21 protein-coding genes are annotated in these 14,622 nt (G+C 56.8%); all 21 read left to right on the top strand.

Features of this window, described 5'->3' with window-relative positions:
- The first annotated feature begins 6 nt into the window (after positions 1-6).
- On the top strand, positions 7-684 hold the full coding sequence (locus tag N799_RS01555; RefSeq protein ID WP_036206909.1) for a hypothetical protein: 678 nt from the start codon (positions 7-9) through the stop codon (positions 682-684).
- A gap of 95 nt (positions 685-779) precedes the next feature.
- Positions 780-1,073: a hypothetical protein gene (locus N799_RS01550; protein WP_036206907.1), complete on the top strand. Its 294-nt coding sequence runs from the start codon at positions 780-782 to the stop codon at positions 1,071-1,073.
- Positions 1,070-1,408, top strand: a complete 339-nt coding sequence (locus N799_RS15090) for a hypothetical protein (protein ID WP_152597775.1) — start codon at positions 1,070-1,072, stop codon at positions 1,406-1,408. Before N799_RS01550 ends, N799_RS15090 begins: the two co-directional genes overlap by 4 nt.
- Positions 1,405-2,160 carry an ankyrin repeat domain-containing protein gene (locus N799_RS14585; RefSeq protein WP_081974633.1) on the top strand — a complete coding sequence of 252 codons (756 nt, stop codon included), beginning with the start codon at positions 1,405-1,407 and terminating at the stop codon, positions 2,158-2,160. Before N799_RS15090 ends, N799_RS14585 begins: the two co-directional genes overlap by 4 nt.
- Positions 2,161-2,220: 60 nt before the next feature.
- On the top strand, positions 2,221-3,150 hold the full coding sequence (locus N799_RS14580; RefSeq protein WP_081974632.1) for an ankyrin repeat domain-containing protein: 930 nt from the start codon (positions 2,221-2,223) through the stop codon (positions 3,148-3,150).
- On the top strand, positions 3,150-3,596 hold the full coding sequence (locus N799_RS14575; RefSeq protein WP_160279945.1) for an ankyrin repeat domain-containing protein: 447 nt from the start codon (positions 3,150-3,152) through the stop codon (positions 3,594-3,596). The genes N799_RS14580 and N799_RS14575 overlap by 1 nt, the downstream gene beginning before the upstream one ends.
- Positions 3,597-3,605: 9 nt before the next feature.
- Complete coding sequence (locus tag N799_RS14220; protein WP_152597774.1) at positions 3,606-4,280, top strand: ankyrin repeat domain-containing protein; 675 nt, start codon at positions 3,606-3,608, stop codon at positions 4,278-4,280.
- Between the two features lie 38 nt (positions 4,281-4,318).
- Positions 4,319-5,026 carry a hypothetical protein gene (locus N799_RS15085; RefSeq protein WP_152597773.1) on the top strand — a complete coding sequence of 236 codons (708 nt, stop codon included), beginning with the start codon at positions 4,319-4,321 and terminating at the stop codon, positions 5,024-5,026.
- A gap of 60 nt (positions 5,027-5,086) precedes the next feature.
- Entirely contained in the window at positions 5,087-5,890 is an 804-nt protein-coding gene (locus N799_RS14570; protein ID WP_081974629.1) for an ankyrin repeat domain-containing protein, read from the top strand.
- Between the two features lie 59 nt (positions 5,891-5,949).
- The gene (locus tag N799_RS14565) at positions 5,950-6,666 is read left to right on the top strand and encodes an ankyrin repeat domain-containing protein (protein ID WP_081974628.1); all 717 of its coding nucleotides are present in this window, start codon (positions 5,950-5,952) and stop codon (positions 6,664-6,666) included.
- 62 nt (positions 6,667-6,728) lie between these two features.
- Positions 6,729-7,136: an ankyrin repeat domain-containing protein gene (locus N799_RS14560; protein WP_081974627.1), complete on the top strand. Its 408-nt coding sequence runs from the start codon at positions 6,729-6,731 to the stop codon at positions 7,134-7,136.
- Between the two features lie 473 nt (positions 7,137-7,609).
- Complete coding sequence (locus tag N799_RS01535; protein ID WP_052100949.1) at positions 7,610-8,086, top strand: JAB domain-containing protein; 477 nt, start codon at positions 7,610-7,612, stop codon at positions 8,084-8,086.
- A gap of 144 nt (positions 8,087-8,230) precedes the next feature.
- Positions 8,231-8,485, top strand: coding sequence for a hypothetical protein (locus tag N799_RS01530; RefSeq protein ID WP_036206905.1), 255 nt, complete (start codon positions 8,231-8,233; stop codon positions 8,483-8,485).
- 59 nt (positions 8,486-8,544) lie between these two features.
- Positions 8,545-9,090, top strand: a complete 546-nt coding sequence (locus tag N799_RS14555; protein WP_081974626.1) for an H-NS family nucleoid-associated regulatory protein — start codon at positions 8,545-8,547, stop codon at positions 9,088-9,090.
- 481 nt (positions 9,091-9,571) lie between these two features.
- Positions 9,572-9,787, top strand: coding sequence for a hypothetical protein (locus N799_RS01525; RefSeq protein WP_036206902.1), 216 nt, complete (start codon positions 9,572-9,574; stop codon positions 9,785-9,787).
- A gap of 68 nt (positions 9,788-9,855) precedes the next feature.
- On the top strand, positions 9,856-10,035 hold the full coding sequence (locus N799_RS01520) for a hypothetical protein (protein ID WP_036206898.1): 180 nt from the start codon (positions 9,856-9,858) through the stop codon (positions 10,033-10,035).
- A gap of 135 nt (positions 10,036-10,170) precedes the next feature.
- A complete protein-coding gene (locus N799_RS01515) occupies positions 10,171-10,821 on the top strand; it encodes a fimbrial biogenesis chaperone (RefSeq protein WP_036206896.1) in 651 nt (216 codons plus the stop codon).
- Positions 10,818-13,094, top strand: a complete 2,277-nt coding sequence (locus N799_RS14550; RefSeq protein ID WP_081974625.1) for a fimbria/pilus outer membrane usher protein — start codon at positions 10,818-10,820, stop codon at positions 13,092-13,094. Before N799_RS01515 ends, N799_RS14550 begins: the two co-directional genes overlap by 4 nt.
- A complete protein-coding gene (locus N799_RS14545) occupies positions 13,094-13,534 on the top strand; it encodes a spore coat protein U domain-containing protein (RefSeq protein WP_081974624.1) in 441 nt (146 codons plus the stop codon). Before N799_RS14550 ends, N799_RS14545 begins: the two co-directional genes overlap by 1 nt.
- Before the next feature lie 91 nt (positions 13,535-13,625).
- Positions 13,626-14,171, top strand: a complete 546-nt coding sequence (locus N799_RS15080) for a Csu type fimbrial protein (RefSeq protein ID WP_152597772.1) — start codon at positions 13,626-13,628, stop codon at positions 14,169-14,171.
- Positions 14,172-14,285: 114 nt separating this feature from the next.
- Positions 14,286-14,618 carry a hypothetical protein gene (locus N799_RS15075; RefSeq protein ID WP_152597771.1) on the top strand — a complete coding sequence of 111 codons (333 nt, stop codon included), beginning with the start codon at positions 14,286-14,288 and terminating at the stop codon, positions 14,616-14,618.
- Positions 14,619-14,622: the final 4 nt, after the last annotated feature.

Raw genomic sequence — 14,622 nt, 5'->3', positions numbered from 1 at the left:
TGGGTCATGGCCAAGCCCACCCGCCAAGCCGCGACCAAGCGCGCCATTGAAGAGTTCTTTGGCAAGGAACCGCCCAAGAAGCTCACCTATGCCCAGCTGCGGGCCAGGATGGATGAGGCCGCCAGCATCGACCCCTCGCGCCGGATCGACACCATGACCGCCATGGTGTTCTTGGAGATCCGCCCGGTGCAGTTCAGCGCGCTCAAAGCCATCGACCCGCCCAAGCAGCCGTTCAAGGTGGAAGGGTCATTCGGTCGGGAAGGCAAACCTGCCGCAAGGGCCAGCATCACCAACTTGCGCAAGTGGCTTCAAGCCTTGGTGGATGCAGGGCATGTAGATCCCAACAAAGAGTTGCCCTGGGATGCGCCAGACAAGGTGGTGCAAGGCGATGTGGACTTCATCACCGTGCACGAGGGGCGAAGCACCCGGATCATTGGCGCCGTGTTCTCCCACGATGCCCTGGTGGATCTGTATTTCCGCGATCCTCGTGCTGTTGTCATCCAACGGATGACCATCATGGATGCGTTGGACCAGCCATGGACTGACGATCAAGACAAGGAAGACCTGGCACGGGCCTATGCCGTGTGGTCCACCCAGGAAGCCGATCGACTGGCTATCCAGGCCGCAAGTCTGGCTGCCATCGCTGACCGATGTGCTTTGAACCGGTCAACGCCACCCGTCTAAGGCTGGCCAAGTTAGGGGGTCCCCCTAACTACCCCCATCAAGCCGCGTAGCTTTGCATCGAAATCCGCCGCAGTGGCTGGATACGGAGCAAAGCGATGGCTACCTACACCCTGAAATTCGAACATAGCCTCCAAGAGTGCGCATTCGTTGAAGTGGAGGCTGACAGCATGGACCAGGCTATTGAGAAGGCCCGGGACATGGATACGCAAGAGATGGATTTGGAGTGGGAGAGCGATGGCTACTACAACACAGACGATCGTTTGTATTCCGTGGAGAGCGATGAGGGCTATGTGAATGTAGACCTTGGCGATCTCGTAAACACTCTCACTTGGATGGAAGTAGATCTTCGCGACCAGTGGAAGGGCAGTGCGGCAGGAGAAGCCGCATGAGCACTAATCGTGAAGTCTCGCCAACCATCAGTGCGCAGCTTCCTTGCGGGGCGTGTGAGCAGTGTTTCGTATGCGCTGTCGAACGATCAATTGATGCACTTCACAATTGCCCTGATAAATACTTGGACTGCTTTGTCTATCTCAAAGACGTTGCCAAGGCTATTGCCATGAAGATCGGAGATGCCGCAGCGCTGGGGACCGTTGTAGAAGTAATTGCAGAGGGATTGCGGAAGTCAGAGCAAGAATGCTTGAACGCTGCATTGCGTATTTTGGACTTCGAAATGATTCGAATTTCAGATAACGGTCAACCAATCGTGGTGAGGTTGGCCCCATGAGCACCCGCAAAAACTGCACAGGCCCCACTCATGACCTTTGCACTGCAGCCAGGCAAGGAAGCCTGGTGGGCGTAGTTGCTGCCATCGGCAAAGGGGCAGACCTCAATTCCACCTGTCAGTGCCAAGGCATTACCGCTTTGTCGATCGTGGCCGCACGGAACCGGGTGGATCTTGCCCATGTTTTGGTTCAGGCCGGTGCGGATGTGAACTCCACTCATGCTGAAAAGCAGCATCCACTGCACCAGGCATGCCTGACGGGGAGCGAAGAGATGGTTTCATTCCTGCTTTCAAACGGTGCTGACCCGAACTTCATTGGCGGATCCTCTCCCCAGGCACCGCTTGCGGTTGCAGCCGCTGCCGGCTTCGTTCCCATGGTTCGGGAATTGCTGCAAAGCGGGGCGGATCCCAACCTGGCCAATGCACACGGGCAAGTCGCGTTGCACATGGCCAGCACACCACAAATGGCGCTGCTGCTATTGGAGGCGGGGACGTTCGTGGACGCCAACGCTCACTCCGGAACACCTCTGCAATCGGTGGCCTTGATGGGCGAGCTGGATGTTGTTCGTGTGCTGGTCGAAGCGGGAGCAGACATTGACGCCAGTCTCAACGCGTGGGCCACGCCGTATGCCCTCGCCAAAGCCCAGGGGCATGACGAAGTGGCGGCCTATCTGCGCGCCGTGAAGCACCAACGGAAGCTGGATGGAAGCACGGCTGCGGTAGCGCTGGCGAGCGGTTCAGCCAGGCGCCTTTAACCCCTTGCGCTCAACAGGGCTTCTGTTTAACTGATTACTACTAACAATTTTGGAGAACCCATGTCTGCCCACATTGTCGATATGCAAGAAATCGACGTGCTTGTTTCTTGGAGCGTGAAGCAAGGACTGTTGGAAGGCATGGGAGTATCGAACCCCGACGAGTTGGGCCAGATCCTGCACGACGAGAACGTGCGCAGCGTGAACTATCGATACGACGAACAAACCCAGCCTGACACCTACACCTACACACCCATGGACCACGAGCTGGATCCCGAGGTGGTCCATCAAAGACTTCGCAGCTTGAACTACCAGTCATGCGAAACTGAGGACTGGTATAGCACCAAGGCGAACGAGTGCTTGGCGCATATCGATTGCGATCTGATTGATCACGTTCCGCGCGAGTATCGGGATTTGCATGGAGCGCGCCATCCGATGGTGGTTGAAAAACTTATTGGACTGGGCAAGAACCCTAACGGTATTCAGCTTCCGCAGGACGATACGGAGCAGCACAAGCCATTGCACTTTGCTAAAACCCCGGAGATCGCCCAGGCCTTGATTGACGCTGGCGCCGACGTAGAAGCGCGTAATACCTACGGCCTAACGCCAATGCACTGGCTGGCCAGGAATGGACGGCACGATACGCTTCAAGTGCTGATCGATAACGGTGCTGACCCCATGGCGACGGACAACTTTGGCAACACACCACTTCACTGCACGACTGCCTACGGTCGCTATGCGAATGCCGAGGTGCTGGTCAATGCTGGTGCTGACCCAATGGCAACCAACAATGCGGGCAAGACCCCTCTTGATCTGGCCGAAGAGAATGGAGTGGTGCAAACCAAGGCCGCCATGGAAGCAGCCGTGCTCAACGCCAGAACCATTGAAGCATCTGGTGCATGGTCGCCTTCCCAGGCCGACACCGATGCCTTGGTGCCGCAGGCAACCGGCGAGCAGCACAACCAAGTGCGGCAGCAGGGGAGAAGGCTGTAATGGCGAGCAAGAATGAGCTGAACAAGTTCGACCAGGATGGTAATACTCCGCTAATCAATGCTGTCATGCTTCATCAAGAAGAGGTAGTTGAACAGCTATTGGCAGATGGCGCCGATATCAACTGCCCTGATCAAATGCTCAAAATGACTCCGCTTCACTGGGCGGCGTTGGCAGATAACGAAGAAATTATGATCATGCTCTTGAACGCCGGGGCGGATCAATCAATCAATGACAAGCTCATGTCTACGGCAGAGGAAGATGCCAATGCGAATGGCAAACGGGTCTTTGCTGCATTTCGTGCCCGCCAGCAGGCCAATGAGCTGGATGCTATGACGGTGAAAGCATCGGGCAGGTGGTCCCCATCACAAGCCGACGCCGATGCTTTAGTCCCCGAAGCTAGTGCCGATTACCAGGCGCCCGTCCAACAGCGTTCAAGGCGCCTTTAAGGAGTGATCATGTCTAGTTCAATCGAGCAACAACGGTATCTGATCAACCCGTTTACAGGGTCAATTGATACCGAAGAGAACTGGCGGGCGGAAATGAACGAGTGGGAGGAAGTTGATGCTACTAGTCGAGAGGATCAGCTCGCTTCACTTGAAGAGCACCCTTTCCAGCTCCACTGCGCTGCACAACTTGGAAACTATTCCTATTTTGAGCAACTGATGGCCAATGGCGGGGACATAGAAGAGCTTAACGATGAGGGATTTACGCCGCTCCATATGGCTGTCATGGCGGATCATCTTCACATGGTCAACATCATCATCGGAGTTGGCGCAGATATCGACGCCAGAGAGAACAAAACAAGCGGCATGACCCCACTGCATCTTGCAGCTGGCAACGGTTTCACAGAAGTTGGCCTGGCGCTTCTTGAAGCTGGCGCCGACCCCTTGCTTCGCATCGACAACGGGGCAGTGCCAGGCCAGTTCAACCAGGACGGCGCCACCTGCATCGACTACGCCGAAGCGGCAAGCGACGACAAGTTGGTGGCGGCTATGCACCTGGTGGTGGCCAACCGGCAGGCCGATGAGCTTGCGGCTGCCTGGTCTCCATCAAGTGCCGACGCTGACGCCTTGGTGCCCCAGGCAACAGGGGCGCAGCAATCCCAACAAGTTCAGCGCAGGCGGCTTTAACGATCAGCAGCATACCCTTCAATTCAGGAGTTAAACCCATGCAAGATGATTTCGAGGACGAAGACGAATTTAGCTGTGTTGCAGTTTCTTTTGACGAGCTATCTTCATGGGTTGAAGAAGGTCTAGAAGAGTGTGCGAATGCTCATGGGAAAGATACTGATCTTGAACGTCTGAATGACTTCATATCAGGTGCTATGTCCAGACGAGCCTGTGCATATGATAACTACGAGAACCTGACCGAAGATCTGGCTCATGTTGTCTATGCTGACTTCGTTGCTGGGAGCAACATCTCACTTGGAACAATCCCGGTCTCGCTCTATGAGGAAGTGTTGACCTATCAGCCCAAGCGTGATGAAACGCTAACACTGGACGAAGAACGGGTGAAGGTTGCCATCCTGTATGCCGATCGCGAGGCTGTTGAACAGGGGCTCAACCAGGGTGTGGTTATCCAGTGCGACACTTTCGGCACGCTGGAAGGCCCTGAAACTCATAAGACTGGAATATGGGATGACTGCATTTGGACACAATACGGTGTCGGGAGCGAGGAGGAATTCATGGGTTGGCTGGAAGCAGAAGTGACCGGTCGAGCTTTGAGCAACACGCAGGCGAAAGCTCTTGATCAAGCAACGCTTGGGGTTGTCGGATCCTGGTCGCCTTCCCAAGCCGATGCCGATGCCCTTGTGCCCCAGGAAAATGGCAAGCAGCAAGTCCAGCAGCAACACCAACAGCGCAGCAGGCGTCTCTAACCCCTTGCGCTCGCACCCTTTGCCTATTCAATAGGTGTAGACCCCCAAACCGAGAGGACTATGGCCAAGCTCTTTGATTTCACGCTGGATGATCTTCATGAAGCGCTTAACAACCAAGAGCTGCGGGATGAGTTCGAAGTCGATCACGAAGAGGCCGGTGTTCGGGAGTATCTGGATCATGCGCTCGTGCTGGGTGATGCCGGGCGTGAAAGCCTCAACTATGTTGTAGAGAACGGGGACACCGAAGATACCGAGATCTTCCTAGCGATCCGCAACGAGGAAGAGCAGTTTGAAGGCGGGATCACCTACGAAGAAGTGTGCCGAGCACTGTTCAATGTATCCGAGCCTGGCCAGATCGATGTTCTGATGGACCATGGTGCTGACATTGACACCGCTATTTCCCATCTGACATATGGCGACGCATGGACCCCGGTTTCAGCAGCAATCGATGATCGCAGGCCCGAGGTCGCAATCAAGTTCATTGAAGAGGGTGCAGCTACATTTGGTTCACCGGCAATGGGACTAGCGATCGAGAACAACCTGTTGTCTGTGGCCCTGGCGCTAGATGAACACACTCTTGGCGGTGCGTTTCCACTCCACACGGCTATTGAGTTCGAGAACCACGAAATGATCAATGCATTGCTTGAAGCGGGTGTGGATCCCTACAAGCAAGACGGCAACGACCAGAACGCTTTCGATATCGCAAGCGAATATGCACCCAACTGCCTTGAAGTGCTGGCAAACGCCCAGGCAAAAGAACTTCAAGCCGCCTGGTCTCCCTCACAAGCCGACGCTGACGCCTTGATGCCCCAGGCTACGGGCGAGCAGCAAGCCCAACACCAGCAGCGAAGCAGGCGTCTCTAACCCCTTGCGCCGGGGAAAGTTTTAAGACATTAGTTAAAAGACTTGCAAGGGGAGATGGAATGCGAACACATCCAAGCGAAGAACGGTTAAACAACTTCATCCTTGCATGCGCTAATAATTGGGCGCAGGTCGTTGACGATTACATTGAAGACGGTTTTGATATCGATGCCGGAACCAGAGAGTTTAACGAAACGGCCCTGGTGGTTGCCGCTGCACACAATCAAACTAATGTTGTCAGTAAGCTAGTTGCCAACGGCGCTGACCCCACCATACAAACCGATAATGGATGCTCTGCGCTTCATCATGCAGTTTTCAGAGGTTCCGCGGACATATGTAAGGCATTGGTTGATGCAATCCCTTCCGCGTGCGATTTGCAAGATGACTTTGGCCTAACGGCACTGCACTACGCAGTTAAGGGCAAGGACATGAGCACTGATATTGTCGAGGTGCTTTTGGAGGCTGGCGCCAATGTGAACATCCAGGATGAAGAAGGTGAGACCCCGTTGTTCAAGTGCTATGGAGCCCTAGCCAACCGATTGTTAGACGCAGACGCGGACCCTTCGATTGCGAACAACGAAGGCATTACCGCAGAGCAATTGGCGCGGGAGGCTGGTTTTGAAGATCTGGCGAATCGAATGCGATCGATCTGTGATCACCAATGCTTACATGCTGCCACACCCGCGTGGTCTCCCTCGCAAGCCGACGCCGATGCCCTAGTGCTATCAGCAAGTAGTGAGCAATCAACCCAGCAGATCCAGCGCTCACGGCGTTTGTAGCCTCTTGCGCTCATCCAATTGCGTTGGATAGTGAATATATCCAACGCTTTTAGGAGGGCGCCATGCTTGTTCAAGAACAACACTCTGCTTTGCACCTGGCCGCAATCTACGACCGGCCTAATACGATCCGTGGCTTGGTTCGCCACGGGCAATTTGTTGACCAGCGGGACAACATGCAGCGCACGGCGCTTCACTGGGCTGGAAGCGCGGAAGTGGCCAGGGCTTTGCTCGCCAATGGCGCCAAGGTAGACGCCCTGGATGCCAATGGCCTCACGCCACTACACACCGCGCAGAACATGGAAGTGGCCTTGGTGCTCATTGATGCAGGTGCGGATGTGGATGCCCGGTCCTACCGGGGCGTGCTACCTGATCAATCCGCCGCAGAAGAAATCCAAGGGTTGCTGGCGGCAATTCGTGAAGAGCGGGCAGTGGCAAGTGAAGTGCAACGCCTTCCCGTGAGGCTCCGCTAAGCCGTCAACCACTGAACAAGCTGGCCAGGGCGGGTAGTCAGATGCCCACTTCACAACCCACCAGAACCCGCATGCAAAGGGCAGGGTGGGCGAAAAGTCCCTACTTGTTCCGGCTGCGTTGCGCTTCGCGCGGGAATGTGCCTTTGGCGACATTCAACGCTACCGAAACTTGTTCCACTTCAAGACTGCACCGGCTTACTTCCCGATCGTGCATCGGGTCCAAGGAAGCAGTTGGTGCCCGGTTCTCCTGGGCAGTGCCTATTGGGTGGATCTTGCTACGACCCTGGCTTGGGGCAAGGGTGAACCTCCTACGCTTTGCAAGGGCTTCCGGGCCGCTTGTGCCGCAATGTGTGCGACACCGCTAGACCCTTCAACCTGTTCTTGCTCCGCTTCGGTCCCGGCTTCTCCGGGATGCACCTCACGCCAAGGCCTTCGCTTTTTCGCTCCACAGGCACAACGCCTTGGAGAACCACATGAGCACCAACGACCTTTGGACCAGTTATGCAAACGCCGATCGGGAAGACCAGATCATCGCCGCCGCGGAAGCCATCTTGAAGAAGCGCCTGGAACGCAAGGGACGCATCGCCGATCCTTCGGAAGCCACCCGCTACCTGCGGGCCCATTGCGGTGGATTGGAGCATGAAGTATTCGGGGTCATGTTCCTCGATACCCGCCACAACATCCTGGCCATCGAAGACTTGTTCAGGGGCACCGTGGATGGAGCGGAAGTCCATCCCCGTGAGGTGGTCAAAGCCGCCTTGCAGCACAATGCCCAAGCCCTGGTGCTCTATCACTGCCACCCTTCGGGCAACCCGGAAGCATCCGCGGCGGACCGCGCGGTAACGGCCCGCTTGAAGCAAGCCTTGGCACTGGTGGATATCCGCATCCTGGATCATTTCATCATCACGGGCGATGAGTGCTCTTCCATGGCTGCCAAAGGCTGGGTCTGATGACCTAGCCTTCAAGCCTTGAACAGGGCGGCGCTTCCCACCCAGTTGCGCCTTCGGACCAACCCACGCTGTCATAGCAGGGGGGGTTGCGCTCAATCGTTTCTTTGAGACATTAAAGGTATCCCAACGCAATTGGAGGCCAACATGTCAATTCTTTCTATCCTACCGTTCGCCATGTTCACCCCGCCCTCAAAGGAGCCGCAGGACGAGGCTGGTTTGCTGGCGCACGCCATTGAAAACTCCGATATCGACTATCTCGACATGGCGCTGGATGAGCATGTGTATGTGCATCCTCGCTTCGCACAGATGGCGTCTGAAATTGGGGAGCAATCAATCATTAGCCGGATCCGCAAGCACATGTTTACCCAGAACATGAACGCCCCGGTTCGCATCGTTTGACTTGCCTTTGAACAAATAACCCCTTACAAGGATGTAAATCCACCGGATAAGGGGTTTCAATGGCGATCTTGAATGACTTCATGAGACAGCTTGCTGATGCCGAAAAGAAGGCCGAGCGGCTGCGCAACGAGTTCAACGAAACAGTAGGGCAGCAGGCGCGGGCCTCCTTTGAGCAGATCAAGGAGATCCTGGACACCTACATGCGCTTTCTCACGCAAGCGCAGCGCAACTCGCTGATGGGCATGCTGCAAGCCAAGGGTGCGGTTGCGCCCAAGAGCACTGCCACCAAGACAAACGCCGGCAAAAAATTCAAAGTCGAGCCCAAGTATCAGTTGCCCACGGGCGAGACTTGGACGGGTAGGGGCCAGGGCCACAAGGCATTCATTGCATGGTCGGCCACACCGGAAGGTAAGGCCTGGCACAAGGCCAATCCCGATGAGAAGTATCCCGCTTATCCCTTTGGTGGTGCATCCAAGCCTGCCAAAGCTGCCAAGAAGGCAGCGAAAAAGGCAAGCAAGGCATCCAAAGCAACCAAGGGTGTGAAGCGAGCAGCCAAGGGGCCGGCGAAGAAGGCCCGCAAGAAGGTGGCGAAGAAGGCCTCCTAGTCCTGGGTGCACAACCGCGCCATCGACCGGGAGAGAGAACCAAGAAGCCCTGCCATGTGCGGGGCTTTCTCTTTGGACCAGTATTGCTGACCCTGCACTATCCATCCGCAAGTCATGCATTGCGTCAAGGCAGTTCGGTAGCGGGTGGGAGTTCCTAGCCATGGATCCACTTCTCTACGGCGTGTTTGCTTTTTCGTGGCACCTTGGGTCAAGTGGTTCAAGGAGCAAGCCTGCACCTAAACGGATATAGGTTTGTCTCCTCCACTGCGGCTGATCAACAGGCTAGGGCCGTTCATGTCGCCCGTAAGGTTGCGACACCACTAGACCCTTTCACGCCTGTTTGCCTTCATTGCGGCCCCTTGGAGCCCGTGGGCTCCGGCTCAACTCACTTGCGTTCGTTCGCTTTTGCGGGGTGCACCAGCCCTGCCTTTCCCCTACTCGGTTCACGAGCAATCCGCTCTATCGAGAAGAGGAAAACATCATGGCCAAGAACACCAACAAGCCCGCCACCGACAGCACCCGCCTGGACGCCTTCCTGGTGGAGGAATACGAGGTGCAGGGCCAGCAGAAGTCGCACTGGTCCAAGGTCGGTTCCGCCTGGCCGCACGCTGACGGCAAGGGCTTCCGCCTGGTTCTCAAAGCCATCCCGGTCGATGGCGTGGTGATCCTGCGCACCCCGGAAGCCAAGGAGGACTAACCACCTTCCCCCACTGGGGCCCTTCGGGGCCCCTTGTTTTTTGGGCGAACACACCCTTGGAGAACGCTATGGATGCCTGGACCTATCACTTCGATGCCTTCATGAAGCGCTTTTATGGCATCGACCACCGAGACGCCGGCATGGATGACGCGCAACTGGCGCGCTATCGGGATCTGTCGCCAGAAGAAGCGGCCAAGACCTTCGGCGAGGACTACGACCTGGACCGTATCGACCGTAGGTTCTGGTAGCGCCAGTAGCTAACCAGTTAATGGGCCAAGGATGGCCGTTTGCATAATTAAATCGCTGTTGCCCCCTTGCGCAAATCCGCTTTTGCCTTTTCATGGGTATGTAGCACTACCCATGAATTCAAGGAGGCCAAACCCATGTTCAAACGCATCATCATTACGATTTTCGCACTGTCTGTTGCATCGTTCTCGGCGCACGCGGTGCAAGTTCGCCCGATGTATTCCGAATATGCACCGAGCAAGAAGGCGGGCGTGTTGACAGTTGCCAACACCGACAAAACCGAGAAGACCTTCCAGGTCATCGTTGAGCGCCAGTTGTTCGAAGGCGGCGTGCGCAAATCCGTCAAAACTACAGATCTTCGCTTCGCGCCTTCGATCTTCAAGGTTCCAGCTGGGAAGGTGCAGACCGTTCGCTGGGCGTTGAATGCGGCGGCAACAAGTGCTGACGAGCAGATGTATGTCATCACCGTGAAGGAAGTGCCGGATCCAGCCGTGATCCAGCTTCCCGGCGTGCACCACCTGATCGATGTCAAAACCGCGTGGATCTGGCGCCCAGAAGGCTTGGCACCGCAGCTATCCGCCCGTTGGGACGGTGGCGTGTTGGTGGTCAAGAACACCGGCAACGCTTCGGCCCGATTGGTGGATCTCGTAGCAGGAACGGTCAACAAGACGGGTCAGATCGGCTATGTGTTTCCTGGCGAGGAGGCGCGGTTTGATGTGGACGGCAAAGCCAAGGTGGCCGTCTCCGTCAAGGTCAACGGCAAGGACGTAATCTTGGATGCGAAATGACCTGGCGCGCCATTGCAGTGGCAGTGGCGCTGGGTATTTGCTTTCCAGCCGCAGCCGGTGAACCTCCACAAGATGCCGTAGAGAACATCCTGGCGATCCGCTTGGATGGCAAGGAGGTCATCGGCACTGCCGTCATCAAGCAATCTGCTGATGGAGACGTGTGGCTCGATGTAGCCGATTGGAAAACCTTGACCGACGTCGAACTCGATCTTGCAGGCAAGACAGGCCTTGTCTCTGCCAAGTCGCTGGGCTTGATCCCTGAGTTCGATGCCGCGGCCCAAGCCGTCAATTTGAATGTGCCGGCAACATCGCGTCCCGATCAGCAACTTGGAAGGAAGCGGATTCGGCTGACCAAGGTCAACCCGCAGCCCATCGGTGCTCTGATCAACTACGACCTGGCGGGCCGCGTGCACGAGAATGGCACCTACAGCGCAAGCCTGGGCCACGAGGTGCGAGTAGGCATAGGCCCTGCAACGCTTGTCTCGCTTGGCCAGCTCAACCACACATCGACCGGCACGACCTATCGCCGCGGCCTGACAACGCTCAACTACGACCACCTGAAATCTGGCACTGCCGTGCAGCTGGGCGATGTATTCACACCTCGCACCAACCTTGGCTCCACCGTGAACCTTGGTGGCGTCAGGATCGCGTCTGATCGAGCGCTGCGCCGTGATGAAAGTTATCTGCCCGTTCCCACCCTTGGCGGCGTGGTCCAGAACGCTTCCACGGCCGAGATCTTCATCAACGGCAACAAGACCAGCCAGCACTCGATCAAGCCGGGCCCGTGGCAGGTTGATGAGTATCCCGTCCTGCCGGGCACCAACAGCGTGCAAGTCGTGGTTCGGGACGACTTTGGGCGCGAACAGGTGTTGGAGGACACCTTCTATCTCGCACCAAACAACCTGCCCAAGGGCATGGCCGAATGGGAAGTGACTGTCGGCAAGGTTCGCAAAGGTGGCGACGACTACCAACAGCTTGCAGTGGCCGCGAAGATTGAGCGCGGCATGTCCGACAACTGGACACTGGGCGGCTCTGTTCAGGCCACCCAAGAAAGCCGCAACCTGGCGCTGTCCAATCGGGTTGTGTTGGGCTCCGCTGGCGCATTGTCGATCGACACCGCCGCAAGCCAGTCAAGCGAAGGGAGTGGGCATGCAGTCGCCATGAGCTACGACTACAAGGCACGGGATTGGTCCGTGCATGCGGGCCACTCGCGCTACTCCGACGACTACTGGACCCTGGCCAACGATCGGCTTCCCTCGATGTTTTCCAATGGGCGGAGCCTTGAAAGCACCAGCGCCATCGCCTTGTCTTACAACCCCAAGGGCAGGCCGTGGAGCGCGGGGATTGGTGCGGCGTCCATGACATACCACGACGGCACCACGCGTTCGCGCCTGGACGCATCCATGCGTTACCGGCAGCAGCAAAATGAGTTCGGGTTCGGTATTTCTTACAGTCCGGACCAAGAAGGTGCAGGGGCGTTTGCCACCTGGCGCCATACCTTTTCCTCGGGCACCAGTCTCAATGCCACTGCCCGCAAAGCACCTGACATACAAGGCGAGCTGCGCCTGACGGGTCGCAATGTGGTGGCTGGAAAAGAAGTCAGATGGTCAGCAGGTGTTGAGCACGACCGCCGAGGCGAAAGCGCATGGGCGCAAGGATCCGTTGACACCAGCAAGGGTGTGGCGACGCTTTCGGCGCAATACGCTAACGACAACAGCCAGATTACCGGTCGCTTCCAAGGATCGGTGTGGGTAGGAGAGGGAGGCGTGGTCTTCCAGCGACCTTCGCCAGGATCGTTCCTGGTGGTTGAAGTCGAGGGTCAGAAGGGCGTGCCAGTAGCAGCAGGTGGTGGGTTCGTCAGCAAGACCAACAGCCAGGGCGTTGCGGTGATCCCCAATGTTCAGGCGTTGGTGAACCACCAGGTCTCGATCAATGGGCAGGATCTTTCGCTGGACGTAGGTCTTGAAACCACGATCCAGCCGGCAAGTGTTGGCAGACGAGCAGGTGGCAAGGTCGAGTTCACGGTGCTGTCCAGCACCATGCAAGAAATCCACCTGACCATCGACGGCCAGGATCTGGCGCCACCAGCCGCGGTTGTCTCGGATACCGAAGAAACGGTGGTCGGCGAGGGTGGAGTTGCAGTTCTGATGAAGCCTATCGCTGGCCAGCGGCTCACGGTAGAGCACGCAGGCGGCGCCTGCGTGGCCACCTTGCCCGACACCCTGCCTGGCTACGAAACGATTGTTGATCTGGATTGCAAGGAGAACCCGTAATGCGCGCAGTGCTGTTTTGTCTACTTTTGCTGCCAAGTCTTTGCTTGGCCCAAACCGCAACCGAGTGCCAACTGGACGCGCCCGTTCAACTCGTGCTGCAAAGCCCAGCTCCCGACACGATGTTCCAGACCGTCTATGGGCAGGTGGTGGTCGAGTGTCCAGCAGGTGTGGAATACCGGGTGGAGGTGCAAAACGCTGCACCAGGGGGCGTCGTGGAGTTCATGGCTCCCGGCGCTCCCGAGCCGATCCCGTTTTCACTCCGGCAATCAGACACGCAGCAAGCGTGGGGAGCCTTCAACCAAGGCGAGGCAATCACCGGCACCGGAACGGGTCAGTCGGTTTCGCATCCCGTGGAGGTAGGGGTAAACCTTAACAAATTGCCTGCGAGTGGAAATTACACGGCAATTTTGAATGTCATTTTAATTAGTGTTACCCCTTGACTACAAAGGTTTATCCATTACACATAATCAGAGCCGCTTGTGTTTAGCTCAAGATAAATCACCCATCCCTTCAAATAGGAGAAAATGACAGATGAAAATGAAACTTTTGGCTTCGGCCGCTCTCGTTATGCTGGCTGTTGCCGGATCCGCCTCCGCCGCGGAAATCCTGGACCAGACAGAGGTTGTGTTTACCGTGGACCCCACCTGCGCCTTCAGCGTGCTTGATAGTTCCCTTCAAGGGAGTGCAGGTGCGTTTGATGATGGGAGTGGCTTCATTTCCGTTGCTGGCGGCATGAATAGCTCCGGTGTAATGAACGCTGTCTGCTCAACCGGTGTCTCTTACACCATTGCCACTAACGCCGCTGTCGGGGGCGACATTGCCCTGACCGGTGATAACACGGCGGGAATCGTCCCAGCTTTCATCTACCAGGGTGAACAGTTCTCCGGCGTTCCCTTCGGCAGTGTCGCCAATGGCGAACACTACTCCGGTGTAGCCAACGGTGAAGTGCAGGCGATTACCTACAACGTCGCCGTCAACAGCTTGGATGGAGGTAGCACTACGCTGGCCATCCCGGTTGCCGACACTTATCGCTCTACGGTTCAGTGGACCTTCTCCGACGCTCCGGCGGGCCCATAACAGGTCGGCAATACGCAACATCAGAAGGCCCCCAGATGGGGGCCTTTTCTATGCCAGCCCCTCCCTTGGAAGTTTGAGGCTTCCCATTCCGGGGCTTGTGTAGACAATGGGGACATGTATGCCAAACGCTTTCGCTTGGACCCACAAGGCAACCTGCATGTTGACTTGCTGTTTTGCCGGGTCTTGGCAACCGATCCAGATCTGGTGCAGGAAGCCAGCTCACTGACCACCCGGCATCGCCTGGACAACCGGGCAGCAAAAAGCCAATACATCATGGACTTCGAGGCGGCTTGGGAGGCAGACGATGAGGTCCAGGCGTTAACATTGGCCCGAATGGTTCATGTCGTCATGCTGGCCCAGCGCGAGGTCCGCGAGCGGCGGAAGCGCCAGATCGCAGAGGAAGAGACCGGACAGGGGCATACTGGCCCCAGTCTCAAGAAATGGTGATACG

Origin of the sequence: Lysobacter arseniciresistens ZS79, assembly GCF_000768335.1 — a bacterium.
Taxonomy (GTDB): Bacteria; Pseudomonadota; Gammaproteobacteria; order Xanthomonadales; family Xanthomonadaceae; genus Novilysobacter; species Novilysobacter arseniciresistens.
Note: the sequence above shows the minus strand (reverse complement) of the source record. Positions and strands in the feature narration are given on the sequence as shown.